The sequence below is a fragment of the Micromonospora sp. CA-246542 genome (genome assembly GCF_050942905.1).
Lineage (GTDB): Bacteria > Actinomycetota > Actinomycetes > Mycobacteriales > Micromonosporaceae > Micromonospora.
In genome coordinates, this window is the sequence record NZ_CP192040.1 from 3511646 (window position 1) to 3533807 (window position 22162).

Below are 22162 nucleotides of genomic sequence, written 5' to 3' on the forward strand. Positions count from 1 at the left end.
CAAGGAGGTGTCGGGGATGGGTCTACGGACCTTCATCGAGGGTTGGCCGGTGTATCGCCAGCTCACCGGCACGGATCCGTTGGGCCGGGGCGCCGCCGCGAAGTCGGCGCGGTCGGCCGCGCTGACCGCGCGCACCGAGACCGCCGAGAGTGTGGCGCGGTCGGTGTGTCCGTACTGCGCGGTGGGGTGCGGTCAGCGGGTGTTCGTGGCGGACGGGCAGGTCACGCAGATCGAGGGTGACCCGGACAGTCCGATCTCGCGGGGCCGGTTGTGTCCCAAGGGGTCCGCGAGCAAGAGCCTGGTGACGAGTCCGCTGCGCCAGACGACGGTCCGCTACCGCCGGCCGTACTCCACGGAGTGGGAAGACCTCGACCTCGACACGGCCGTCGACATGATCGCCGATCGGATCCTCGCGGCCCGTGCGGAGACCTGGGAGGACCGCGACGCCGAGGGCCGGCCGCTCAACCGGACGCTGGGTATCTCCAGCCTGGGTGGGGCGACGCTGGACAACGAGGAGAACTACCTCATCAAGAAGTTGTTCACGGCGATGGGGGCGTTGCAGATCGAGAACCAGGCGCGTATTTGACACTCCGCCACCGTCCCCGGTCTGGGGACCAGCTTCGGTCGCGGCGGCGCCACCCAGTACCAGCAGGACCTGTCGAACTCCGACGTGATCATCATTCAGGGTTCGAACATGGCCGAGGCGCACCCGGTCGGGTTCCAGTGGGTGATGGAGGCCAAGCGTCGGGGCGCGAAGGTGTTCCACGTCGACCCGCGCTTCACGCGCACGAGCGCGCTGGCCGACGCGTACCTGCCGATCCGGGCGGGGACGGACATCGCGCTGCTGGGTGGGGTGATCCGCTACATCCTCGACAACGAGCTGGACTTCCGCGAGTACGTCCTCGCCTACACCAACGCGGCGACGATCGTCAGCGACCGGTTCAGCGACACCGAGGACGGCGACGGGTTCTTCTCCGGCTTCGATCCCGAGACCGGCAGCTACGTGCAGGACAGCTGGCAGTACGAGGGCCACGAGGACTCCTCGGGCAGTGGACACACCGCGAAGGAGCGGGACACCGCCGCCGGGTTGGAGCACGAGTCGCATGGTGCGCCGGTGGGTGGGCAGACCCAGCGGGACGAGACGTTGCAGCACCCGCGCTGCGTCTATCAGATCCTCAAGCGGCACTACGCCCGGTACACGCCGGAGATGGTGGAGCGGGTCTGCGGCATCCCGCAGGACAAGTTCCTGGAGTTGGCGCGGGAGTGGACGGCGAACTCGGGCCGGGAGCGTACCGGCATGCTCATCTACTCGGTGGGCTGGACGCAGCACAGCGTCGGCGTGCAGTACATCCGTGCCGGGGCCATCATCCAGCTTCTCCTGGGCAACATGGGCCGGCCCGGGGGTGGGGTCATGGCGTTGCGCGGGCACGCGAGCATCCAGGGCTCGACGGACATCCCGACCCTGTTCAACCTGCTGCCCGGCTACCTGCCCATGCCCCACCACGCCGACCACCCCACCTTCGACGAGTGGGTCGACAGCATCCGGCACCCCGGGCAGAAGGGCTTCTGGGGTAACGCCCGGTCGTACGCGGCCAGCCTGCTCAAGGCGTACTGGGGGGACGCCGCGACGCCGGAGAACGACTTCGGCTACGGCTACCTGCCCCGGCTGACCGGCGACCACGGCACCTACCAGCAGGTCCTCAACATGATCGATGGGAAGATCAAGGGGTACTTCCTGCTCGGCCAGAACCCGGCCGTCGGGTCCGCGCACGGCCGGGCGCAGCGCCTCGGCATGGCGAACCTCGACTGGCTGGTCGTGCGGGACCTGTTCATGATCGAGAGCGCGACCTTCTGGAAGAACGGCCCCGAGGTGGCCACCGGCGAGATCGTGCCCGAGGAGTGCCGCACCGAGGTCTTCTTCCTGCCCGCCGCGTCGCATGTGGAGAAGGAGGGCACCTTCACGCAGACCCAGCGGCTGTTGCAGTGGCGGGAGAAGGCCGTCGAGCCGCCGGGCGACGCCCGCTCCGAGCTGTGGTTCTTCTACCACCTGGGCCGCCGGCTGCGGGAGAAGCTGGCCGGCTCGTCGTTGCCGCGCGACCGGGCGCTGCTGGACCTCACCTGGGACTACCCCACGCACGGTCCGCACGCGGAGCCCAGCGCCGAGTCGGTGCTGCGCGAGATCAACGGGTACGACGTGACGACCGGCCAGCCGCTGTCCAGTTTCGCCGAGGCCCGCGACGACGGCTCCACGGCCGTCGGCTGCTGGATCTACACGGGCGTGTACGCCGACGGCGTCAACCAGGCTGCCCGCCGCAAGTCCCGGCACGAGCAGGACTGGGTGGCCGCCGAGTGGGGCTGGGCGTGGCCGGCGAACCGGCGCATCCTGTACAACCGCGCCTCGGCTGACCCGGACGGCCGTCCGTGGAGCGAACGCAAGCGCCACATCTGGTGGGACCCGGAGAAATCCGAGTGGACCGGCCACGACGTGCCGGACTTCGAGAAGACCAAGCCGCCGTCGTACCGGCCGCCGGCCGGCGCGTCCGGTCCGGAGGGGATCGCCGGTGACGACCCGTTCGTGATGCAGGGCGACGGCAAGGGCTGGCTGTACGCGCCCAGCGGCGTCCTGGACGGCCCGCTGCCCACCCACTACGAGCCAGTCGAGTCGCCGGTGCGCAACCCGCTCTACCGCCAGCAGGCCAACCCGACCCGTAAGTCGTACGCGCACCCGGTCAACTCGGTGAACCCGAGCCCGCCGCAGGAGCACAGTCAGGTCTTCCCGTACATCTTCACGGTCAGCCGCCTCACCGAGCACCACACCGCCGGTGGGATGAGCCGGACGGTACGACCCCTCGCCGAGTTGCAGCCGGAAATGTTCGTCGAGGTGTCGCCGGAGTTGGCCGCCGAGACCGGGTTGGCGCACCTCGGGTGGGCGCACCTGGTCAGCGGTCGGGCGGTGATCGAGGCGAAGGTGCTGGTCACCGACCGGCTCACTCCGTTGCGGGTGGACGGTCGGGTCATCCACCAGGTGTGGCTGCCGTACCACTTCGGGTTCGAGGGTCTGGTGACCGGCGACTCGGCCAACGACCTGTTCGGCATCACCCTCGACCCCAACGTCCTCATCCAGGAGAGCAAGATCGGTACCTGCGACGTACGGCCTGGCCGCCGGCCCACCGGGCCTGCACTGCTCGACCTGGTCGCCGACTACCAACGGCGGGCCGGGATCACCCCGGGTGGGCACGCTCCGGCCGTCACCACCGACCAGGAGGGGAAGGACAGCGGTGATTCCTGACCCGAACAGCCTCTACGGGCCGCTCGATCCGGCGTCGGACGCGGGTTATGTGGACGCGCCGCAGCGGATGGGGTTCTTCACCGATACGAGTGTGTGTATCGGGTGTAAGGCGTGTGAGGTGGCGTGCAAGGAGTGGAACGACGTTCCGGGTAGTGGTCTGGATCTGTTGGGGATGTCGTACGACAACACGGGTGCGTTGACGGCGAACTCGTGGCGGCATGTGGCGTTCGTGGAGCAGCCGCGCCCGGCGGGACATGGCAGCGCGGCGGTCGCCGCGCAGCCGGAGTTCCTGGGTATGCCGGGTGCGCGGCCGCCGGGGCGGGACAGCGGCGTGGAGGGTCGGAGTGATTTTCGGTGGTTGATGATGTCGGATGTGTGTAAGCACTGCACGCATGCGGCTTGTTTGGATGTGTGTCCGACGGGGTCGTTGTTCCGGACGGAGTTCGGGACGGTGGTGGTGCAGGAGGACATCTGTAATGGGTGTGGGTACTGCATTTCGGCGTGTCCGTACGGGGTGATCGATCAGCGTAGGGGTGATGGTCGGGCGTGGAAGTGCACGCTGTGTTACGACCGTCTGGGTGCGGGGATGACGCCGGCGTGTGCGCAGGCGTGTCCGACGGAGTCGATTCAGTACGGGCCGCTTGAGGAGTTGCGGGAGCGGGCGGCGGCGCGGGTGGCGACGTTGCACGGTCGGGGTGTTCCCGAGGCCCGCTTGTACGGGCATGATCCGGACGATGGTGTGGGTGGTGACGGGGCGTTCTTCCTGCTGCTCGACGAGCCCGAGGTGTACGGGTTGCCGCCGGACCCGGTGGTGACCACCCGGGACCTACCGGCCATGTGGAAACGCGCCGGCATCGCCGCGCTCGCCATGGCGGCGGCCACCGTCGCCGCCTTCGTCGGGAGATCCTCGTGACCCCAGAGCGCCTCCCGGTGGGCGACCGGTTCCGCCGGTTCCGCGACCGACTGGCCGCCGCGAGCCTCGACCTACCGGCCCAGAGGCCGGCGGACGACGGCGTCGACGTGGCCGTGCCGGCCCACGCCCACGAGGATCGGACCCCGCGACGCCACGAGGATCGGACCCCGCAACCCGGGGAGAACGCGGCGCGGCGTTCCCGGCGCGGTCGTCGCGGCGGCGGGGAGGAGCTGCGGGTCCCCGAGGCCGAGTTCACCTCCTACTACGGCCGGCCCGTCCTCAAGGCCCCGGTGTGGAAGTGGGACATCGCCGCGTACCTGTTCACCGGCGGTCTGGCCGCCGGCTCGTCGCTGCTGGCCGCCGGAGGTCAACTCACCCGGCGGCCAGCGCTGCGCCGCGCCGGCCGGGTCACCGCGCTGGGCGCCGTCAGCGCCAGCGCGGTCTTCCTCATCCGGGACCTGGGCCGGCCGGAGCGGTTCCACCACATGCTGCGGGTGGCGAAGCTGACCTCGCCCATGTCGGTGGGCACCTGGATCCTCACCGCGTTCGGGCCGGCCGCCGGGGTGGCGGCGATCGCCGAGACCGCCGGCTGGCTGCCCCGGCACGGCCCGCTCGGGTTGGTCGGTCGGGCTCTGCCGCCGGTCGGGCACGCCGCCGGGCTGGTCGCCGCCGTCACCGCGCCCGCCCTGGCGACGTACACCGGGGTCCTGCTCGCCGACACGGCGGTGCCGTCGTGGCATGAGGCGTACCCCGAGCTGCCGGTCATCTTCGCGGGCAGCGCGCTGGCCAGCGGCGCGGGTGTCGGTCTGCTCGCAGCGCCGCCGTCGCAGGCCGGGCCGGCCCGCCGGATGGCGGTGGCCGGCGCGGCCCTGGAGTTGTACGGCGCGCACCGCGTGGAGACCCGTCTCGGGCTGCTCAGCGAGCCCTACCGGTCCGGTCGGCCGGGCCGGCTGTTGCGCGCCGGTCGGCTGCTGACCACCGTCGGGGTGGCCGGGGCGCTGCTGGGCCGGCGCAGTCGCGCCGTCGGGGCGTTGTCCGGGGCCGCGCTGCTGAGCGCGTCGGTCGCGACGCGGTTCGGCATCTTCTACGGCGGCGTCGCGTCCGCCCGCGACCCCCGCTATACCGTCGTGCCGCAACGCGAGCGGGTGAACGCCCGGCGGGCCGAGGCGGATCCGGCGACTGACTGAGCGCTCGCACCGTCGTTGTGATCGAATGTGCGACGGAGGCGTTCAGGCGGCTGGTGCCCCTCCCGGTCTTCAAAACCGGTGTGGTCCGGGACCCGGGCCAGGCGGGTTCGATTCCCGTCCGTCTCCGCCAACGGCGGCAGGAGTGACGTGATGCGTGACGGCAGCGAGGACCCGCGACGTCGGGTGCCCCGCACCGACACCCTCCTGGCCGATCCGCAGCTGGCGGCGGCCATCGCGACCCTCGGCCGCGAGCGGGTCAAGGCCGCCGTCGTGCGGGCGCAGACGCGGGCCCGCCGTGGTGAGATCGCCCCCGACGAGGTGCGGGACGCCTCCGTCGCCGGATTGCCCGCGCCGGGTCCCCGCGCGGTGCTCAACGCCACCGGCGTCGTGCTGCACACCAACCTGGGCCGTGCGGCGCTGTCGCCGGCCGCCGTCGCGGCGGTCGTCGCGGCCGCCGGGCACACCGACGTCGAGCTGGACCTGAACACCGGGCGCCGGGCCCGCCGGGGCCGCGACGCGCTCGACGCGCTCGCCGCCGCCGTGCCCGACGCCGCCGCCGTGCACGTGGTCAACAACGGCGCCGCCGCGCTGGTGCTGGCGGCCACGGCGTTGGCCGCCGGCCGGGAGATCGTGGTCAGCCGCGGCGAGCTCGTCGAGATCGGCGACGGCTTCCGCCTACCGGACCTGCTGGAGAGCACCGGCGCGCGACTGCGCGAGGTGGGCACCACCAACCGCACGACGCTCGACGACTACGCCGCCGCCGTCGGCCCGCAGACCGGGTTCGTGCTGAAGGTGCACCCGTCGAACTTCCAGGTCACCGGCTTCACCTCGGCCGTGCCGGTGCGCCAACTGGCCACCCTCGACGTGCCGGTGGTCGCCGACATCGGCTCCGGGCTGCTCGCACCGGATTCGTTGCTGCCGGACGAGCCGGACGCGGCCAGCACCCTGCGTGCCGGCGCGGCCCTGGTCACGGCGAGCGGCGACAAACTGCTCGGCGGCCCGCAGGCCGGCCTGCTGCTCGGCGACGCGGCGCTCGTCGAGCGCCTACGCCGCCACCCGCTGGCCCGCGCGCTGCGCGTCGACAAGCTCACCCTGGCGGCGTTGGCCGCCACGCTGCACCGGCCGGACACTCCGACGCGGACCGCGCTGCACGCCGATCCGGCCGTTCTGCGCCGCCGGGTGGAGCTGCTGCGCGACCGGCTCGGCGCGGACGGACGCAAGGCGGAGGTCGTGGAGGCGGTCGCCGTCGTCGGCGGTGGCGGCGCTCCCGGTGTCGAGCTGGAATCGTGGGCGCTGAGCCTGCCCGAGCGGTACGCCGTGCCGCTGCGCACCGGAGACCAGCCGGTGCTGGGTCGGGTGGTGCGGGGCCGGCTCCTTCTCGACCTGCGGTGCGTGCCCGTCGACGCCGACGACGCGGTCCTGGCCGCCGTGCTGCGGGTACCCGGGGACGACTGAGCATGTTCGTCGTCGCCACCGCCGGGCACGTCGACCACGGCAAGTCGACCCTGGTCCGGGCGTTGACCGGGATTGAACCCGACCGGTGGGCCGAGGAACGCCGTCGGGGCATGACCATCGACCTGGGGTTCGCCTGGACGACGTTGCCGTCCGGCGGCACGATCGCCTTCGTCGACGTACCCGGGCACGAGCGGTTCGTGCCGAACATGCTCGCGGGGGTCGGCCCGGTGCCGGCCGCGCTGATCGTGGTCGCCGCCGACGAGGGATGGATGCCGCAGTCCGCCGAGCACCTGGCCGCGCTCGACGCGCTCGGCGTCGGGTACGGCCTGCTGGTGGTGACCCGCGCGGACCTCGCCGACCCGCGGCCGGCGGCGGAGCGCGCCCGGGCCGAGATCGCGGCGAGCAGCCTCGGCGCGGTGGAGACGGTGGCGGTCAGCGGGTTGACCGGCGCCGGGCTGCCGCAGCTACGGGCCGCGCTGGACCGGCTCGTCGCGCGGCTGCCCGACCCCGTCGCGGACGCGCCCGTGCGTCTCTGGGTGGACCGCAGCTTCACCGTGCGGGGCAGCGGCACCGTCGTCACCGGAACGCTGGGCGCCGGCCGGCTGCGGGTCGGGGACACCCTGGAACTGGCCGGCGTCGACGAGCCGGTCCGGGTCCGCGGCCTGCACTGCCTGGGCGAGGCTCGAGCGGAGGCGTCGGCCCTCGCCCGGGTGGCGGTCAACCTGCGGGGTACGCCCCGCGACCGGCTCGGCCGTGGCGACGCGCTGCTCACCCCGGGGCGGTTCCACCGCACCGACCTCGTCGACGTGCGGCTCTCCGGTGACCCGGCCGCCGACCTGCCGGCCACCCTCACCCTGCACGTGGGGTCGGCGGCCGTTCCGGTGCGGGTCCGGCCGCTCGGCGTGGACACCGTACGGCTCCGCTTGGCCCGCCTGCTGCCGTTGCTGGTCGGCGACCGGGCGCTGCTACGTGACCCCGGCCGTCATCACGTTGCCGGTGGCGTACGGGTCCTCGACGTCGCGCCGCCGCCGCTGTCCCGCCGTGGCGCGGCGGCCGCCCGCGCGGAGGTCCTCGCCGAGCTGGACGGTCGTCCCGACCTGGCCGGCGAGCTGCGCCGCCGTCGCCTGGTCCGGGTCGGTGCGCTGCGGCGTATGGGTGTGCCGGTGCAGGCCACGCCGGTGGCCGGTGACTGGCTGGCCGACCCGGGGCACTGGCGGCAGCTCGGCGACCAGGTGACCGAGGAGGTCACCCGCTACGCCCGGGAGCACCCGTTGGAGGCGGGCATGCCGGTGGACGCGCTGCGGCAACGTCTCGCCCTGCCCGACCGGGCGCTGGTCGAGGCGCTGGTGCGTCCGCCGCTGCGGGTGCACGGTGGCCGGATCGGCACGGCCGCCGTCGACACCCTGCCCGAGCCGGTGGCGCGGGCCGTGCAGCGGGTTCGCGCCGAGTACGCCGGTCGGCCGTTCCGCGCCCCGGAGGCGGACCGTCTCGTCGAACTGGGCCTGGGACCCCGGGAGATCGGCGCGGCGGTACGGGCCGGCGCGCTGCTGCGGCTGGCCGACACCGTGGTGCTGCTGCCCGACGCGCTCGACGCGGCGGTCACCGTCCTCGCCGGGTTGCCCCAGCCGTTCACCCTGTCGGCGGCCCGGCAGGCGCTGGACACCACCCGACGGGTGGCGGTGCCGCTGCTGGAACTGCTGGACCGGCGTGGCGCGACCCGTCGGCTGCCCGACGACGCGCGGGTCGTCGTCACCTGAACGCCGGTTCGGACGCGCCCGTGCCGCAGGACCGGCCGTGGTCGTGGCGCTCATCGTGGTGCCGGGTGGGTTCACCTGTGCCGCGACTGCTCGTGACGCCGCAAGGGCCCGAATCGGCCATTACCCTGCGTGCCGTCGGTGGATCCTCGCCCACCGACCTGCGACCCCTTTGCTCTGCTTCAACAGAGGAAACAGCTACGTAGGGTCACACCGATGGGTCCTGTGTGTGAGATGCGCTCACCAGGTTTTCCCAGCTTGCAGCCGGTGTTTCCTCCGCTGAAGCAGAGCAAAGGGGCCGCGGAGGGTGTCGAGGGCCGGCCGGAGCCAGACGCTGCGTAGCCGAGCGACGGTCGACGTGGATGACGACAGTGGGTGACGTTGAAGGCGCACACGTCGGGTGGTCGGCGAGGTGTGCCGCGAGGATGGATGAAGAAGTGCGGCCGTGCCGCCGTGGTGCCGCGCCAACCGGCCCCCAAACCGTCGGCGGTCACCTACGGTGACGCCATGGACCCTTCGGCGGTCTGGCGGGACCGGCAGCACCAGTGGCGGATCGAGGCGTACCGCGCCCCGGACCTGCGGTTCGCCATCTACGCGACGAACGGGCCCACCGAGTCGGTGCCGCTGTGGCTGTTCGGCATGACGGCGCTGGCCCGGTGGTTGATGACGCACTCCATCTCGCTGGACGACCTGGAGGTCGACTGAGCGCCGACAGCCGGAAACCGGGCCCGCGGCCGGCCGCGCTGCGGTTGAGTGACGGAAGGCGGTCGACGGGGGTGCGTGGTGGGCGGTCAGCTGGGGCAGTTGGCGCTGGTCGCCGTCCTGGTGCTGGTCAACGCCGCGCTGTCCGGCAGCGAGATGGCGCTGGTGACGCTGCGCGAGGGGCAGTTGCGACGGTTGGGTCGGCGCAGCCGGGCCGGCGAGCGGCTGGTGCGGTTGTCCCGGGACCCGAACCGTTATCTCGCCACCATCCAGCTCGGCATCACCCTGGCCGGGTTCCTCGCCTCGGCGGCGGCCGCCGTGTCGCTCGCCCAGCCGCTGGTCGGCCCGTTGGGTTTCCTCGGCGCGGCGGCCCGTCCGGCCGCGGTGCTGCTGGTGACGGTGGCCCTCACCTTCGTCACGCTGGTCGTGGGCGAGTTGGCGCCGAAGCGCCTCGCCATGCAGCGCGCCGAACGGTGGGCGCTGCTCAGCGCCGGCCCACTGGACCTGCTCGCCCGGGTGTCCCGCCCGGCGGTGTGGCTGCTCAGCTCGACGACCGACGTGGTGGTCCGGCTGGCCGGCGGGAACCCACGGGCCAGTCGTGAGGAGACCACCGAGGAGGAGCTGCGGGAGATGCTGGCCACCCAGCGGGGACTGTCGGCGCAGCAGCGGGAGATCCTGACCGGCGCGTTCGACATCGCCGGTCGGACGCTGCGGGAGATCCTGGTGGCCCGGCGGGAGGTGACCACGTTGCGGGCCGACCTGCCCGCCCACGAGGGGGTTCGTCTGCTCGGCGTCAGCGGCCGGTCCCGTGCTCCGGTCACCGGCCTGGGCGGCCTCGACGAGGTGGTCGGCGTGGTGCACATCCGCGACCTGGTCCGGGCCGAGGCCGGCACGGTGGGGGAGCGGGCCCGGCCGCCGCTGCTGCTGCCGGTCACCCTGCCGGTCGCCGACGCGCTGCGCTGCCTGCGTCAGGAACACCAGCAGATGGCCCTGGTCGTGGACGAGCACGGCGGCATCGACGGCATCGTCACGCTGGAGGACCTGCTGGCCGAGGTCGTCGGCGAGCTGTACGACGAGACCGACCGCGACATGCGGAGTGTGGTCCGGGAGTCGGACGGATCGCTGCTGGTGCCCGGTGACTTTCCCCTGCACGATCTGCCCGACGTGGGGGTGCGGCTGAGCTTCCCGCTGTCCCGCGAGTACACGACAATCGCGGGGCTGGTGCTGTCACGGTTGCGGCACCTGCCGGGGACTCCCGGTGAGACGGTGCGGTTGCCCGGGTTGACCATCGAGGTGGTGGAGGTCGCCGACCGGGCGGTGCGCCGGGTACGGCTGCGTGGCTTCGTCACCGAGCGGTGAGTTGGCACCCAAAAGAGGGACAACCCGCGCAAAAAGGCACCGGACGGCCGGGGCGTGCCTACGGTGCGGTACGTGAAGGACCGAGGGTTACGTACGTTCGTCACCGTCCTCGCCGGCCTCGCGGTGATCTATTTCGGCAGCACGGGCCGCAGCCCCGAGGAGGGCCGTGGCATCTCCGGCGGCGTGATCGTCCTGGCGCTGCTCGCCGCGCTGCTGGTGTGGCACCTGACCCGACCGGGGGACAAGACCGTCAAGTGAGCGGCTCACCCGGCGGCGACGCGGGCGACCTCACCGGCGGACTCCTCGCCGAGCGCCACCCGTACGAGCGCCGAGGCGAGCCGACCGAACTCTGGCTCTTCGACCAGGGAGGCCAGCCGGTCCGGTGAGCCGGGCAGGCCCAGCCGCTTGGCGCCGGCCAGGGCCCGGCGGTCGGCGTACGGGCGCACGTCGGACCAGACCGTCTGCGCCTCGCGCAGGTAGATGTCCGCGCCGGTGGGCCCGATGCCGGGGAACTCGGTGAGCCGGCGACGCAGGCCCGCCGGGTCGCCCTGGGCGTCGCGGTGCAGCCGACGCAGATCGCCGTGCCACCGGTCCAGACACAGTCGGGCGCCGGTGCCCAGCATGGTGGCGGTGCGTTCGTCGTAGCGGCGGTAGTGACCACGGCCCAGCGCGTCGACCCGCTGCTGCCAGCTCGCCGCCTCCATCGCCTGCGGTGTGCGGTAGCCGGCCGCGAACAGCTCCCGCGCGGCGTCCACCGCGACGCACGCCCGGATGCGGGTGCTCAGCAGCGTGGCCAGCACCAGCAGCTGGTACAGCGGACCGGGACGGTCGGCGAGCCGGATGCCGGCCTCCTCGGCGTACGTGTCGCCCCGCCGGTCCAGCAGGACCCGCACCACCGCTCGATCGTCACCCACACCACGCGGGTACCCACCGCACGCCCGGCTAGCCCTCCCGACGCCCGCCAGGACCGGAATGTGGCCGGATCCGACGGGTATGCGGGCGGTGGAGGCGGTCGATGCCGCCTGCCGTACCGGGAGGGAGACGCTCGTGGTGAACCCGCAGCAGGAGGAGTTCCGGCGTAACGCCAAGGGAGCGACCAGCCAGGACAGCAAGGGGCCCGGACCGTCGGGTCATCCGCTCAACCGTGGCTCGTCGCGCGGCGACGCCGGCCGGCCGGTGCCCAAGGGGCAGGTCTCGCCGTACGGCCCGGCGGGTGAGCCGGTCGCCGAGGACGACAGCGACACCCGCTCCTAACGACCGTTACCTGACGGCCGTCGCAACCTGTTCCAGGTGGCGGCGGCCGTCAGCCCGTACGCCACGTGCGGGATGATGTCGGAGATCCAGTCCGAGCGCCGCCAGGTGCGGGGATCGCTGATGCCCAGCGCCGTGATGGAGCCGTCGGTCATCGCCATGACGCCGGCGCCGAGCACGCCGGTGGCCATCGGCAGCGGCTGCCGTCGGCCACCGGCGTAGAGCGCGAACGCCATGCCGGCGGCGATGCCCAGCCCGTACCCGATCAGGGGCCCGAGCCCCGAGCGGCGGGTGGCCGCCCGGGGCTCCGGTCCCAGGTCCACGTGCGCGATGTGGGCCAGCTTGTCGACGGTCTGCTCCGGGGTGCTGCTCGCCGGCCGCGCCCGCAGCGCGATGTCGAGGTAGCCGACCACGTTCAGCGCGGTGCTGCCGACCGCGCCGGCGATCGCGCCGTCGGCCAGGTCGACGCCCCTCACTTCGGGTCGCCCGGTTCGCGTTCGCTCTTGGGACCGTACGTGCGCTCACCGCGGACGACGCCCCGTTGGCCGCGATCCTCCTGCAGGATCCGGTTGGCGACCTGATTGGCCTTGCCGTCGGGTACCCGACGTCCGGAGTCGTCGATCGCGTTGCGCAGGCGCGCCCGCTGCTTGTCGTACGCGTTGCTGCCCGGCCGTGGTCCTGGCATCTGCTGCCTCCTTCGTCGCCGTTGGCGTACGGCGGCCGTCTACCCGTTGGGCGGCGGACCAACCCCGGGCGTCAGTGGGGGCCGCGTACCACCTCGACCGGGCAACGCGCGTGGTGCAGCGCCGACTGGCTCACCGACCCCAGCAGCAACCCGGTCACCTCGCCGCGCCCCTGCCCCCCGACGACCAGCAGTTGCGCGTCACCGGACGCCTCGGCGAGCACGGTGCCGGCGCGTCCCCGGATCGCCCGGCACGTCAGACGCAACCCCGGATGACGGTCCGTCAGGCCATCCAGCCAGCCGCCGAGCAGCCGCTCCTGCTCGCCGTGCAACCGCGCCTCGTCGTACACCAGGGGTTGCAGGTCGCCGGGACCGCTGCTGCCGGGGTGCCGGTAGGCGTGCACCGCGCGCAGCGGCACGCCGCGCGCCACCGCGGCCTCGGCGGCGACGTCGGCGGCGAGCAGCGACGCCGGTGAGCCGTCCAGCCCCACCACCACCGGACCGTCGGGGAGTTGCTCGCCGCGGGCGACCAGCACCGGGCAGTCGGCGTACGCGCTGACCTGCACCGCCACCGAGCCGACGACGAGCGCGGAGAAGCCGCCCAGTCCACGGTCGCCGAGCACGATGAGCGCGGCGGTCGGGGACTCGCCCACCAGCACCGCGGCGGCCTCGCCGTCGATGATCTCCCCGGAGACCGTCAGCCCGGGTGTGGTCGCCTCGGCCTCGGCCACCGCGGCGGCGACCAACTCCTGTGCCCGCTCGCGCAGACCGGCGCCCGGCGGCGCGTCGGGCGCAGGTGCCACCGGCACTCGTAGCAGCGGCCAGATGAAACCGTGCACCACCCGCAGCGGCCGGTGCCGGCGGACCGCCTCGGCCGCGGCCAGGCGCACGGCGCGCAGGGACGCCTGCGAGCCGTCCACGCCGACCACCACCGCCGCGCTGTCCGCCGCGTTCACCGCCTCACCCCCGCCGGGCCAGTATCGCGGGCGTGGCGGCGCGGCGGAGCGATACCGCCGCTCGCGCACCGGTCGGTACGCTGACGGCCCGAGGGAGGAGCGTCGTCGAAGCACCACTTCGACGTCGACGTGGCCGCCGCGACCGCCTTCGAGCAGGCGTACGGGCCGTGCGCGCCGGTCTTCGCGGAGCTGCGGGCGTTTCTCGGCCGGGCGGTCCGGGCGATCGCGCGGCCCGCCGGCGTGCCGGTCGACGTGCCGGACGCCTTCCACGGCGTCCTGGCGACGCGCGGCGTCGACTGACCCGCGACGACGGGTTGTCCGGGGGTCTCCGTATGATGCTTGCCCTGTAGCAAGTTTTTGGAGGGACGACCAAGCATGGTGGACGCGCCGGACGGGGTGTCGCGCGCGCTGCGCGAAGCCGCGCCCGACCAGTTGGCGGAGGCGGCGGACCGGGCGATCCGGGCGGCGTTGGGCGCGGTGCGCACCGACGTGTTCGTCGCGGACTACCGGATCAGCGGGCTCTGGCCCGTGCTGGACCCGGACCTGCCGGCGGCCGGAGCCCTGGCCCGGCACACCGTGGCGCAGCGCTGCTTCTCCAGCCAGCAGCCGGTGCGCGACGGTCTCGAGGACGGGGCCTGCCGGCTCTACCTTCCCCTGACGGTGTGGGGGGAGCGCCTCGGCGTGCTGCTCATCGAGCTGCCGACCGTGCCCGGCCCGGCGGTCACCGGCCGTGCCACCGACATCGCCGGTGACCTGGCGGTGGCGATGCGGGCCGCGGACCGGGAGACCGACCGGTACCGCCGGGCCCGTCGTCGGGAGCGGCTCAGCATGGCCGCCGAGATGCAGTGGGACCTGCTACCCGGGCGCAGCGTGGCACACCGCTGCTTCAACCTGGCCGGGCAGTTGGAACCGGCGTACACCGTCGGGGGAGACCACTTCGACTGGTCGTTGGACGGGGATCGGCTCACGTTGACGGTGCTCAACGGCGAGGGCAACGGCCTGGCCGCGTCGCTGCTGACGGCGGTCACCGTCAACGCCATGCGCAACGCCCGCCGCTCCGACGGCGGCCTCGTGGAGCAGGCGGAGCTGGCCTCGGACACGGTCTACTACCAGCACCGGGGCCGTCGACACGTGGCCACGTTGCTGCTGGAGCTGGACATCGTCACCGGGCGGGTACGGGCGGTCGACGCCGGTTCGCCGCACCTGCTGCGGATGCGCGGCGCGACCGTCGAGCCGATGACGCTGGATCAGCAGTTGCCGCTGGGCATGTTCGCCGAGACCCGCTACGAGGTGCAGGAGTTCCAGCTCGCGCCGGGTGACCGGGTCTTCGTGGTCAGCGACGGGGTGTGGGCGGCCGAGCCGGCGGGGCGGGAGCCGTACGGGCAGCGGATGATGGCGCGTTCGCTGCGCGCCACTCGGTTGCAGCCGGCGACCGAGGCGGTTGGTACGGTGATGCGCGAACTACACGCCTACCACGCGGATTCCGATTTGCGCGACGACGCCGTCGTCGTCTGCCTCGACTGGCATGGTCCGCGTGGGCGGGATGGCGGATGAGAGTCGCCGCCACCGTCCCGGGCGGGCACCATCGCGACGACGGCAGGGGACATCGGGTGGAGCGACCGGCGGATCTCGCCGCGGCGATCAACGCGGCCGCAGAGACGCTGATCGCCGTGCTCGACTCGGCGGCGGCGCGGCATCAGGTGCCACCGACGCAGTTGCGGGTGCTGATGCTGATCAGTGGCCGTCCGGAGACCAATGTCAACGGGCTGGCGGAGCTGCTGGACGTGGTGCCCTCCTCGGCCAGCCGACTGTGCGACCGGTTGGAGGCGACCGGCCTGTTGCGTCGCGTGGCGGATCCGCGGGACCGGCGGGAGGTGCGGTTGGTGCCCACCACTGCCGCGTTGACGCTGTTGCGGGAGTTGGCGGAGCGGCGCCAGCGCGCGGTGCAGGCCGTGTTGGACAGGATGCCGCCCCGGACGCAGCACGACCTGTTGGCGTCCCTGATGGCGTTCGGCCGAGCGGCCACGCAGACGGTGCCGGAGCAGCAGAGCGACCCGGCAGCGGTCCAGACGGCCTGACGCCTTCCACCAGTATCCTAGGACGCCCTAGCGGTGGTAATCCACACCACACCGCCACACCACCGCGCCGACACCGCACGGCGGCCGAGCCGCCGACGAGAGCCCGATATAGTGGCAGCGCACTTACCCGGCCCGCGATCTCGGAGATCGCGGGCCGTATCAGGGCAGAGGTCCCGTCCCGGGGCCGCAGGGGAGCCGGTGGTTGCCGGCCCGACAGCGCGTACGACCTCCGCCGCGCCCGATCTCGGCCTGGCGTCGGGGCGTGCCGTGAAGGAGGTTCGGTGTCGCGTCGGCCGGCTCAGGCAGAGCACCCGCGGGACACCGGCGAGCAGGCGCCCGGCGACCAGGTGCTCACCCTGCCCAACCTGATCAGCTTCGGGCGGCTGCTGGGCGTACCCCTGTTCCTCTATCTCTTCCTGGTGGCCCGGGCGGACGTCGCGGCGGTCGTGGTGCTGGCCATCGGCGGCACCACCGACTGGGTCGACGGTTGGATCGCCCGTCGACTGCGGCAGGTGAGCCGGCTCGGTGAGCTGCTCGACCCACTCGCCGACCGGCTCTACATCCTCGCCACGCTGCTGGCCTTCACCGCCCGCGAGGTGGTGCCGTGGCAGTTCACGGCGGCGCTGCTGGCCCGGGAGCTGCTGCTGCTCGGTTCGCTGGCGGTGCTGCGCCGCTTCGGGTACGGGCCGCCGCCGGTGCACTACGTGGGCAAGACCGCCACGTTCCTGCTGCTCGCGGCGTTCCCGGTGCTGCTGCTGGCCACCGAGTGGAGCGCGGCGGCGACGGCCACGGCCGCGATCGGCTGGGGGTTGGCCTGGTGGGGGCTGGTGCTCTACTGGGTGGCCGGCGCGATGTACGTGGTGCAGGCGTCGCGGTTGGTGCGTGGGGCGCGTGACCGGGGAGCGGCCGCGTGAGCGCGACGCCGCCGCGGCCCCGCCCGGATCGGGTGTACGCGCCGGACTTCCTCACCGAGTTGTTCCGCAACCCGCTGGACCCGGGGTACGCGGACGCGGCCGCCGCGCGCCGGCGGGGATCGTCTGCGGACGCGTCCCGGGGCTGGGCGGCGCGGTCGGTCGGCCTGGTCGTGGTGGTGGTGCTGGGTTTCCTGTTCGCGGTGGCGTACCGCCAGACGATGGCGGACGAGCCGGGGCGCGCCCAGGCGCGTTCGGGGCTGGTGGCGCAGATCAAGGAGCGGGAGAGCCAGACCGACCGGTTGTCGGCGCGCGCGGACCAGTTGCGTGAGGAGGTCAGCCGGCAGCGGGACGCGGCGTTGAGCGGTTCGGCCGCGGCGCGTCTGCGGGATCTGGAGGCGAGCACCGGGCTGGGTCGGGTGCGGGGTGACGGTGTGGTGGTGCGCCTGGCGGACGCTCCGGGGAACGCGGACGCGGTGACCGGTGCGGGCGCGGGGCCGCCGCGGGTGCTGTACAGCGATCTGCAGGGTGTGGCGAACGCGTTGTGGAGCGCCGGCGCGGAGGCGATCGCGATCAACGGCCAGCGGTTGACGTCGACGTCGACGATCCGTTCGGCGGGTGAGGCGATCCTGGTGGATTTCCGGCCGGTGACGGGGCCGTACGAGGTGTCGGCGACGGGTCCGGGGTCGATGCGGCGCAAGTTCGAGGACAGTCGGAACGCGGCGCTGATGCGGGAGGTCGCGCAGAAGACCGGGTTGTCGTTCGGTGTGCGGGAGGCGGAGGACCTCACCCTGCCGGCGGCTCCGGAGCCGCAGCTACGCTACGCCAAGCCGTCGGTCAGTCCGAGCCCTTCGGGGGCGGGTGGCCGGTCTGGCAGTCCTGGGTCGTCGGGTTCGCCGGGGACCGCTAGTCCTTCCGGAGGTGGCGGATGATCGCGGTGCTGGCGTTGCTCGCCGGTGTGGTGCTCGGGGTGTGGCTTGATCCCACGGTGCCGTCGGCGTTGCAGCCGTACCTGCCGATCGCGGTGGTGGCCGCGTTGGACGCGGTGTTCGGTGGGGTGCGGGCGAAGTTGGACCGCATCTTCGACGACAAGCAGTTCGTGGTGTCGTTCATCTCGAACGTGTTGGTGGCGGGCCTGATCGTGTATCTGGGTGACCAGTTGGGCGTGGGTGGGCAGTTGTCTACCGGTGTGGTGGTCGTGCTCGGTGTGCGGATCTTCGGAAATGTGGCGGCGATCCGCCGGCACCTGTTCCGGGCGTAGGTTTGACAGCGATGAGCGACGAGCAGGATGAGACGGGGACGGGCTGGCCGCAGCCGGCGGTGCCGGGGCGGCCCGGCGGGCCGGCGGGTGAGCCGGATCCGCGGCCGGACGCGCCGGATCCGGACGAGTTGAGTCCGTTGGCGCCGCGCGAGCCGGTGTCGGAGCCGGAGCCGGACGACGCGGAGCCGGAGCCGCAGCCGGCCGATGATGGGGCGACGGTGGACCTGCGCGCGGTGTCGCGGGCGGGGGAGCCGGCGGTGTCGTCGGACGAGCCGGACGTGCCCGAGGTGCTGCCGGCCGCGCCCGCGGTGACCGGTCGGTCGCGGTGGAGCGCGGCCGGGGTGATGATCGCGGTGTTGTTGGCGTTGCTGGGCTTCACGCTGGTGGTGCAGTTGAAGACGACGTCGACGGATCCGACGTTGGGGGCGACGCGTCAGGAGGACCTGGTGCGGATCCTGTCGGACCTGGACGCGCGGGAGAGTCGGCTGCAGCAGGACATCCGGGCGTTGGAGGACAGTCAGCGGCAGTTGGCCTCGGGTGAGCAGGGTCGGCAGGCGGCGTTGGACGAGGCGACGCGTCGGGCGGACGAGCTGGGGATTCTGGCGGGTACGTTGCCGGCGGTGGGCCCGGGGTTGACGGTGCAGTTCTCCAGCGGGGTGAAGCCGATCACGGCGAACCGGGTGTTGGACGCGGTGCAGGAGTTGCGGGGCGCGGGCGCGGAGGCGATGCAGATCTCCGGTGGTGACCGGGCGACGGTGCGGGTGATCGCGTCGACGTACTTCCTGGATGGGGAGAACGGGTCGTTGATGGTGGAGGGGCGCCGGTTGACGGGGCCCTACACGATCACGGTGATCGGTGATCCGGCGACGATGCGTACGGCGTTGAACATTCCTGGTGGGGTGGTGGCGTCGGTCCGGGGTGACGGCGGTAACGTGACGTTTGGGGAGCGTGAGGTTGCCGAGGTTTCGGCGCTGCACGTGCCGACCAAGTAGGAAACACGCCCGTCCGGTCTCCTGACCGGCGCGGCCGCGCCGGGCCCGGGTGGTCCGGGGCACGATGGATGAGGACGCGTCTGGTGATTCCCGAGGATCTGCGATACACCGCCGAGCATGAGTGGGTGGCGGGTGACGGCACCGGTTCGATCCGGGTCGGCATCACGCACTTCGCGCAGGACGCGCTGGGTGACATCGTGTACGTGCAGTTGCCGGAGGCGGGTGCGGTCGTGGCGGCCGGTGACTCGTTGGGTGAGATCGAGTCGACCAAGAGCGTGTCGGAGATCTACGCGCCGGTCGCGGGTACGGTGGCCGCGCGGAACGAGGCGCTGGGTGACACTCCTGAGCTGATCAACACGGATCCGTACGGTGAGGGTTGGTTGGTGGAGATCACGCCGGCTGATCCGACGGCGACCGACGGGTTGCTCACGGCGGGCGCGTATCAGAAGATCACCGAAGGCTGAGTGTGCTTGATCCGGCGTGCGGGATGTCTGCGCGCGTCCGGTTGCCCTGCATTTCGGCGCTGGCTAGGCTCGCCCAGTCGACCGAGAAGAACCCATTAGTTGTGCGTTGTGGAATTGCCTTCCCGGGCACGGGGAGCCAGCCGCCGGGTGTTGGAGTGCCCGGCGGCCAGACCCGCCATTACCCGACGCCGACCGAACAGATCCGTGAGGTGGTCCCATGACGCGCCCAGACGACGAGTTCCCCCCGCTCGACGTCACTTCGACGCTCAATCTCGGCTCGCTCGACGAAGTGCTGGAGGGGCCGGACACCGATGTGGTGCCGAGCCGGATGTCCGGTTCGTTGCCGCCGGGTATGGCGCTGCTGGTGGTTCGTCGCGGCCCGAATGCGGGTGCCCGGTTCCTGTTGGACCACGACGTGACGACCAGTGGCCGGCATCCGGACAGTGACATCTTCCTCGATGACGTGACGGTGTCGCGTCGGCACGCGGAGTTCCACCGTGATGGTGGGACGTTCACGGTGCGGGACGTGGGTAGCCTCAATGGCACGTACGTGAATCGTGAGCGGGTCGAGGCGGCCACGTTGAGCAATGGTGACGAGGTTCAGATCGGTAAGTTCCGGGTGGTGTTCATCGCCGGTCCGCGCCCGGAGGAGGAGGCCGGCCGGGGGTGAACGAGCCTGCGGCCTCCACGCCACCCGGGGCGGCCCGGTCCCAGCCGCTGATGAGCATCGGTGAGGTGCTGGGTCAGTTGCGGGTGGATTTCCCGGACACCACGATTTCGAAGTTGCGGTTCCTCGAGGCCGAGGGGCTGGTTGAGCCGCAGCGGACGGCGTCGGGTTACCGGAAGTACAGCTGGGACGATGTGGCGCGGTTGCGGTTCGTGTTGACCGCGCAGCGGGACAGGTACCTGCCGTTGCGGGTGATCCGTGAGCAGTTGGCCGAGTGGGATTCGTCCGGTGAGCAGCCGGAGCGGTCGCGGCCGGCGTTGGTGGCGGTGGGACCTGATGGTGCGGTGCCGGGTCGGGAGTCGGCGGAGCCGGCCGAGTCGTCGCAGGTGCGGCTCGGCCGGGCTGAGTTGGTGGCCCGCAGTGGGGTCGACGAGTCGACGCTTGTGGAGTTGGAGCGGCTCGGTGTGCTGGTGTCGGATCCGCCGGGGTGGTACGACGCGGATGCGTTGATCATCGCGTCGGCGGTGGCGGGTCTGGCGGCGTACGGGTTGGAGCCGCGGCATCTGCGGGGTTATCGGACTGCGGCCGATCGTGAGGTCGGGTTGTTCGCGCAGTTGGTGGCGCCGTTGGCGCGCCAGAGTGACCCGGCGGCGCGGGCGCGGGCGGCGGAGACGGCGCGGGAGTTGGTGGCGTTGTCGGAGCAGTTGCACGCGGCGTTGGTGCGGGTGGGGTTGCGGTCGACGTTGGGTCGGTGAGGTGCCCGGCAGGTGCGGCGGAGCGGAAAGATCTCTTCTCCGAAGCGTGCCGTAGGCTTGCCGGGGTAACCCCTTTCTGGCGCGGACGTGGTGCTGCAGCGCATGGGACGGCCGTGTTGCGGTCCGTGTACCGTGCAGGGAAGGGCGCGGTGCGTAGGTTGACGACGACACGGAGGCGGCGGTGCGCGAGCTGAGCGTGGTCGGAGTTCGGGTGGAGCTGCCCAGCAACCAGCCGATCGTCCTGCTCAGGGAGGTCGAGGGCGACCGCTATCTGCCGATCTGGATCGGTGCGGTCGAGGCCACGGCTATCGCTTATGAGCAGCAGGGGGTCAAGCCGGCCCGCCCGTTGACGCATGATCTTCTGCGGGATGTGTTGGCGGCGTTGCAGGCGCCGTTGCAGGCGGTGGAGATCACCGAGCTCAAGGAGAACGTGTTCTACGCCGACCTGTTGATCGGTGACGGGGTGCGGGTTTCGGCGCGTCCGAGCGATTCGATCGCGTTGGCGTTGCGGGTTGGTGCGCCGATTCGTTGTGCCGAGCAGGTCCTCAGCGAGGCGGGGATCGTTATCCCTGACGAGCAGGAGGATGAGGTGGAGAAGTTCCGCGAGTTCCTGGAGCAGGTGCGTCCGGAGGACTTCGCGGGCTGAGCGGTTCGGGTCCCCGGCTGGTGTCACGGTGGGTGACCCCGGCGCGTGGTTGGTGATCTTTCTCGTTGGCTGCGCGGCGTGTCGTGCCGGTTCCTCCGCGGTAACCCCTGAAGGTGGCGTTAGGGTTGCCGTGTCGAGGGGTGCGCGTCGCAGGAAACGATGCGTCGCCGCACTGACGGGGAGGTTGTCCGCATGCACGAGCCGCAGGATCCCGATCCGGGTACACAGGTGAACGAGCCGGGTGTGACGCCTGAGGGTGACGGCTCGGTGGGCTACCGAGGTGTGACGGCGTGCCACGCGGTGGGCATCAGTTATCGGCAGTTGGATTACTGGGCTCGGACGACGTTGGTGGTGCCGAGCGTCCGGGACGCGTCGGGTTCGGGGACCCAGCGGTTGTACTCGTTCCGCGATCTGGTGGTGTTGAAGGTCGTGAAGCGGTTGTTGGACGCGGGGGTGTCCCTGCAGAACATCCGTAAGGCGATTGAGGCGCTGCGGTCGCGTGGTGTGGAGGATCTCGCGGGTATCACGCTGATCTCTGACGGGACGACGGTGTACGAGTGCCGGTCCCCGGAGGAGGTGGTCGACCTGTTGCAGGGTGGGCAGGGCGTGTTCGGGATCGCGATCGGTGGGGCCTTCAAGGAGATCCAGGGGTCGTTGTCGCATCTGCCGGCGGAGCCGGCGGCGAGCGGCCCGGCGGAGCCGGTGGTGGGGTCCTCGTCGGATCCGGTGGGCGACGAGTTGGCGGCGCGGCGGGCGCGGCGGCGCGCGGGTTGAGTAGCGCTGCGCGTCTGTCGGTGCGCGGTCCGTTGGTGTGGGTGACTTTTTTGGACACGCCCGTCC

The 22162-nt window shown here is 72.2% G+C and carries 24 protein-coding genes, 1 tRNA gene and 1 pseudogene; 22 read left to right on the forward strand and 4 right to left on the reverse strand.

What is annotated here, in order from left to right:
• Positions 1 to 16: 16 nt before the first annotated feature.
• The 9 genes from fdh to ACQP0N_RS16480 all read left to right on the forward strand — a co-directional run bounded on the left by fdh (position 17) and on the right by ACQP0N_RS16480 (position 10917).
• Positions 17 to 3289 carry a formate dehydrogenase gene (gene fdh, locus ACQP0N_RS16440; protein WP_433121327.1) on the forward strand — a complete coding sequence of 1091 codons (3273 nt, stop codon included), beginning with the start codon at positions 17 to 19 and terminating at the stop codon, positions 3287 to 3289.
• Entirely contained in the window at positions 3282 to 4202 is a 921-nt protein-coding gene (locus ACQP0N_RS16445; protein WP_433121654.1) for a 4Fe-4S dicluster domain-containing protein, read from the forward strand. The genes fdh and ACQP0N_RS16445 overlap by 8 nt, the downstream gene beginning before the upstream one ends.
• A 230-nt stretch (positions 4203 to 4432) precedes the next feature.
• Positions 4433 to 5389, forward strand: a complete 957-nt coding sequence (nrfD, locus tag ACQP0N_RS16450; protein ID WP_433121656.1) for an NrfD/PsrC family molybdoenzyme membrane anchor subunit — start codon at positions 4433 to 4435, stop codon at positions 5387 to 5389.
• Between the two features lie 34 nt (positions 5390 to 5423).
• Positions 5424 to 5519 (forward strand) — tRNA-Sec (locus ACQP0N_RS16455).
• A 20-nt stretch (positions 5520 to 5539) separates the two neighbouring features.
• Complete coding sequence (gene selA, locus ACQP0N_RS16460; protein WP_433121329.1) at positions 5540 to 6844, forward strand: L-seryl-tRNA(Sec) selenium transferase; 1305 nt, start codon at positions 5540 to 5542, stop codon at positions 6842 to 6844.
• 2 nt (positions 6845 to 6846) lie between these two features.
• Positions 6847 to 8601, forward strand: a complete 1755-nt coding sequence (selB, locus tag ACQP0N_RS16465; protein WP_433121331.1) for a selenocysteine-specific translation elongation factor — start codon at positions 6847 to 6849, stop codon at positions 8599 to 8601.
• Between the two features lie 504 nt (positions 8602 to 9105).
• On the forward strand, positions 9106 to 9303 hold the full coding sequence (locus ACQP0N_RS16470) for a hypothetical protein (RefSeq protein WP_145781709.1): 198 nt from the start codon (positions 9106 to 9108) through the stop codon (positions 9301 to 9303).
• Between the two features lie 78 nt (positions 9304 to 9381).
• Positions 9382 to 10659, forward strand: a complete 1278-nt coding sequence (locus ACQP0N_RS16475; RefSeq protein ID WP_433121333.1) for a hemolysin family protein — start codon at positions 9382 to 9384, stop codon at positions 10657 to 10659.
• 72 nt (positions 10660 to 10731) lie between these two features.
• Positions 10732 to 10917: a hypothetical protein gene (locus tag ACQP0N_RS16480; protein WP_355244916.1), complete on the forward strand. Its 186-nt coding sequence runs from the start codon at positions 10732 to 10734 to the stop codon at positions 10915 to 10917.
• Positions 10918 to 10922: 5 nt separating this feature from the next.
• Here ACQP0N_RS16480 and ACQP0N_RS16485 read toward each other — a convergent pair whose 3' ends face one another.
• Positions 10923 to 11573, reverse strand: coding sequence for a hypothetical protein (locus ACQP0N_RS16485; protein WP_433111137.1), 651 nt, complete (start codon positions 11571 to 11573; stop codon positions 10923 to 10925).
• 133 nt (positions 11574 to 11706) lie between these two features.
• On the opposite strand from ACQP0N_RS16485, the gene ACQP0N_RS16490 reads away from it, so the two are divergent.
• Complete coding sequence (locus ACQP0N_RS16490; RefSeq protein WP_355051033.1) at positions 11707 to 11913, forward strand: hypothetical protein; 207 nt, start codon at positions 11707 to 11709, stop codon at positions 11911 to 11913.
• Here the strand turns inward: ACQP0N_RS16490 and ACQP0N_RS16495 are convergent.
• The 3 genes from ACQP0N_RS16495 to ACQP0N_RS16505 all read right to left on the reverse strand — a co-directional run bounded on the left by ACQP0N_RS16495 (position 11910) and on the right by ACQP0N_RS16505 (position 13548).
• The gene (locus ACQP0N_RS16495) at positions 11910 to 12386 is read right to left on the reverse strand and encodes a hypothetical protein (protein ID WP_355051034.1); all 477 of its coding nucleotides are present in this window, start codon (positions 12384 to 12386) and stop codon (positions 11910 to 11912) included. The genes ACQP0N_RS16490 and ACQP0N_RS16495 overlap by 4 nt on opposite strands.
• On the reverse strand, positions 12383 to 12595 hold the full coding sequence (locus ACQP0N_RS16500) for a phosphatidylethanolamine-binding protein (RefSeq protein ID WP_088948250.1): 213 nt from the start codon (positions 12593 to 12595) through the stop codon (positions 12383 to 12385). The genes ACQP0N_RS16495 and ACQP0N_RS16500 overlap by 4 nt, the downstream gene beginning before the upstream one ends.
• A 71-nt stretch (positions 12596 to 12666) precedes the next feature.
• Entirely contained in the window at positions 12667 to 13548 is an 882-nt protein-coding gene (locus ACQP0N_RS16505) for a universal stress protein (protein WP_433111142.1), read from the reverse strand.
• 129 nt (positions 13549 to 13677) lie between these two features.
• Between ACQP0N_RS16505 and ACQP0N_RS16510 the strand changes: the two genes are divergently transcribed.
• From ACQP0N_RS16510 to ACQP0N_RS16565, 12 genes and pseudogenes are all read left to right on the forward strand, one after another.
• Positions 13678 to 13848 carry a hypothetical protein gene (locus ACQP0N_RS16510; RefSeq protein ID WP_433111145.1) on the forward strand — a complete coding sequence of 57 codons (171 nt, stop codon included), beginning with the start codon at positions 13678 to 13680 and terminating at the stop codon, positions 13846 to 13848.
• Between the two features lie 75 nt (positions 13849 to 13923).
• A complete protein-coding gene (locus tag ACQP0N_RS16515; protein ID WP_433111148.1) occupies positions 13924 to 15102 on the forward strand; it encodes a PP2C family protein-serine/threonine phosphatase in 1179 nt (392 codons plus the stop codon).
• Positions 15103 to 15158: 56 nt separating this feature from the next.
• The gene (locus ACQP0N_RS16520) at positions 15159 to 15626 is read left to right on the forward strand and encodes a MarR family winged helix-turn-helix transcriptional regulator (RefSeq protein WP_433121658.1); all 468 of its coding nucleotides are present in this window, start codon (positions 15159 to 15161) and stop codon (positions 15624 to 15626) included.
• 281 nt (positions 15627 to 15907) lie between these two features.
• Complete coding sequence (locus tag ACQP0N_RS16525; protein WP_396798061.1) at positions 15908 to 16540, forward strand: CDP-alcohol phosphatidyltransferase family protein; 633 nt, start codon at positions 15908 to 15910, stop codon at positions 16538 to 16540.
• The gene (locus ACQP0N_RS16530; protein WP_433111152.1) at positions 16537 to 17469 is read left to right on the forward strand and encodes a DUF881 domain-containing protein; all 933 of its coding nucleotides are present in this window, start codon (positions 16537 to 16539) and stop codon (positions 17467 to 17469) included. Before ACQP0N_RS16525 ends, ACQP0N_RS16530 begins: the two co-directional genes overlap by 4 nt.
• A complete protein-coding gene (locus tag ACQP0N_RS16535) occupies positions 17466 to 17798 on the forward strand; it encodes a small basic family protein (protein WP_355051040.1) in 333 nt (110 codons plus the stop codon). Before ACQP0N_RS16530 ends, ACQP0N_RS16535 begins: the two co-directional genes overlap by 4 nt.
• 11 nt (positions 17799 to 17809) lie before the next feature.
• Positions 17810 to 18815, forward strand: a pseudogene (locus tag ACQP0N_RS16540) (DUF881 domain-containing protein).
• A 58-nt stretch (positions 18816 to 18873) separates the two neighbouring features.
• On the forward strand, positions 18874 to 19254 hold the full coding sequence (gcvH, locus tag ACQP0N_RS16545; protein ID WP_433121660.1) for a glycine cleavage system protein GcvH: 381 nt from the start codon (positions 18874 to 18876) through the stop codon (positions 19252 to 19254).
• A gap of 217 nt (positions 19255 to 19471) precedes the next feature.
• Complete coding sequence (gene odhI, locus ACQP0N_RS16550; protein WP_007071101.1) at positions 19472 to 19924, forward strand: oxoglutarate dehydrogenase inhibitor Odhl; 453 nt, start codon at positions 19472 to 19474, stop codon at positions 19922 to 19924.
• A gap of 50 nt (positions 19925 to 19974) precedes the next feature.
• Complete coding sequence (gene ftsR, locus ACQP0N_RS16555) at positions 19975 to 20676, forward strand: transcriptional regulator FtsR (RefSeq protein ID WP_357119452.1); 702 nt, start codon at positions 19975 to 19977, stop codon at positions 20674 to 20676.
• A gap of 181 nt (positions 20677 to 20857) precedes the next feature.
• The gene (locus ACQP0N_RS16560; RefSeq protein ID WP_007460347.1) at positions 20858 to 21322 is read left to right on the forward strand and encodes a bifunctional nuclease family protein; all 465 of its coding nucleotides are present in this window, start codon (positions 20858 to 20860) and stop codon (positions 21320 to 21322) included.
• 192 nt (positions 21323 to 21514) lie between these two features.
• A complete protein-coding gene (locus ACQP0N_RS16565; protein ID WP_355051042.1) occupies positions 21515 to 22096 on the forward strand; it encodes a MerR family transcriptional regulator in 582 nt (193 codons plus the stop codon).
• Positions 22097 to 22162 lie beyond the last annotated feature (66 nt).

Coding starts and splice junctions, on each gene's coding strand:
- ACQP0N_RS16500 (WP_088948250.1), bottom strand. CDS start 12,595: ATGCCAGGACCACGGCCGGGCAGCAACGCGTACGACAAGCAGCGGGCG.
- odhI (WP_007071101.1), top strand. CDS start 19,472: ATGACGCGCCCAGACGACGAGTTCCCCCCGCTCGACGTCACTTCGACG.
- ftsR (WP_357119452.1), top strand. CDS start 19,975: ATGAGCATCGGTGAGGTGCTGGGTCAGTTGCGGGTGGATTTCCCGGAC.
- selB (WP_433121331.1), top strand. CDS start 6,847: ATGTTCGTCGTCGCCACCGCCGGGCACGTCGACCACGGCAAGTCGACC.
- ACQP0N_RS16535 (WP_355051040.1), top strand. CDS start 17,466: ATGATCGCGGTGCTGGCGTTGCTCGCCGGTGTGGTGCTCGGGGTGTGG.
- ACQP0N_RS16515 (WP_433111148.1), top strand. CDS start 13,924: ATGGTGGACGCGCCGGACGGGGTGTCGCGCGCGCTGCGCGAAGCCGCG.
- ACQP0N_RS16565 (WP_355051042.1), top strand. CDS start 21,515: ATGCACGAGCCGCAGGATCCCGATCCGGGTACACAGGTGAACGAGCCG.
- selA (WP_433121329.1), top strand. CDS start 5,540: ATGCGTGACGGCAGCGAGGACCCGCGACGTCGGGTGCCCCGCACCGAC.
- ACQP0N_RS16470 (WP_145781709.1), top strand. CDS start 9,106: ATGGACCCTTCGGCGGTCTGGCGGGACCGGCAGCACCAGTGGCGGATC.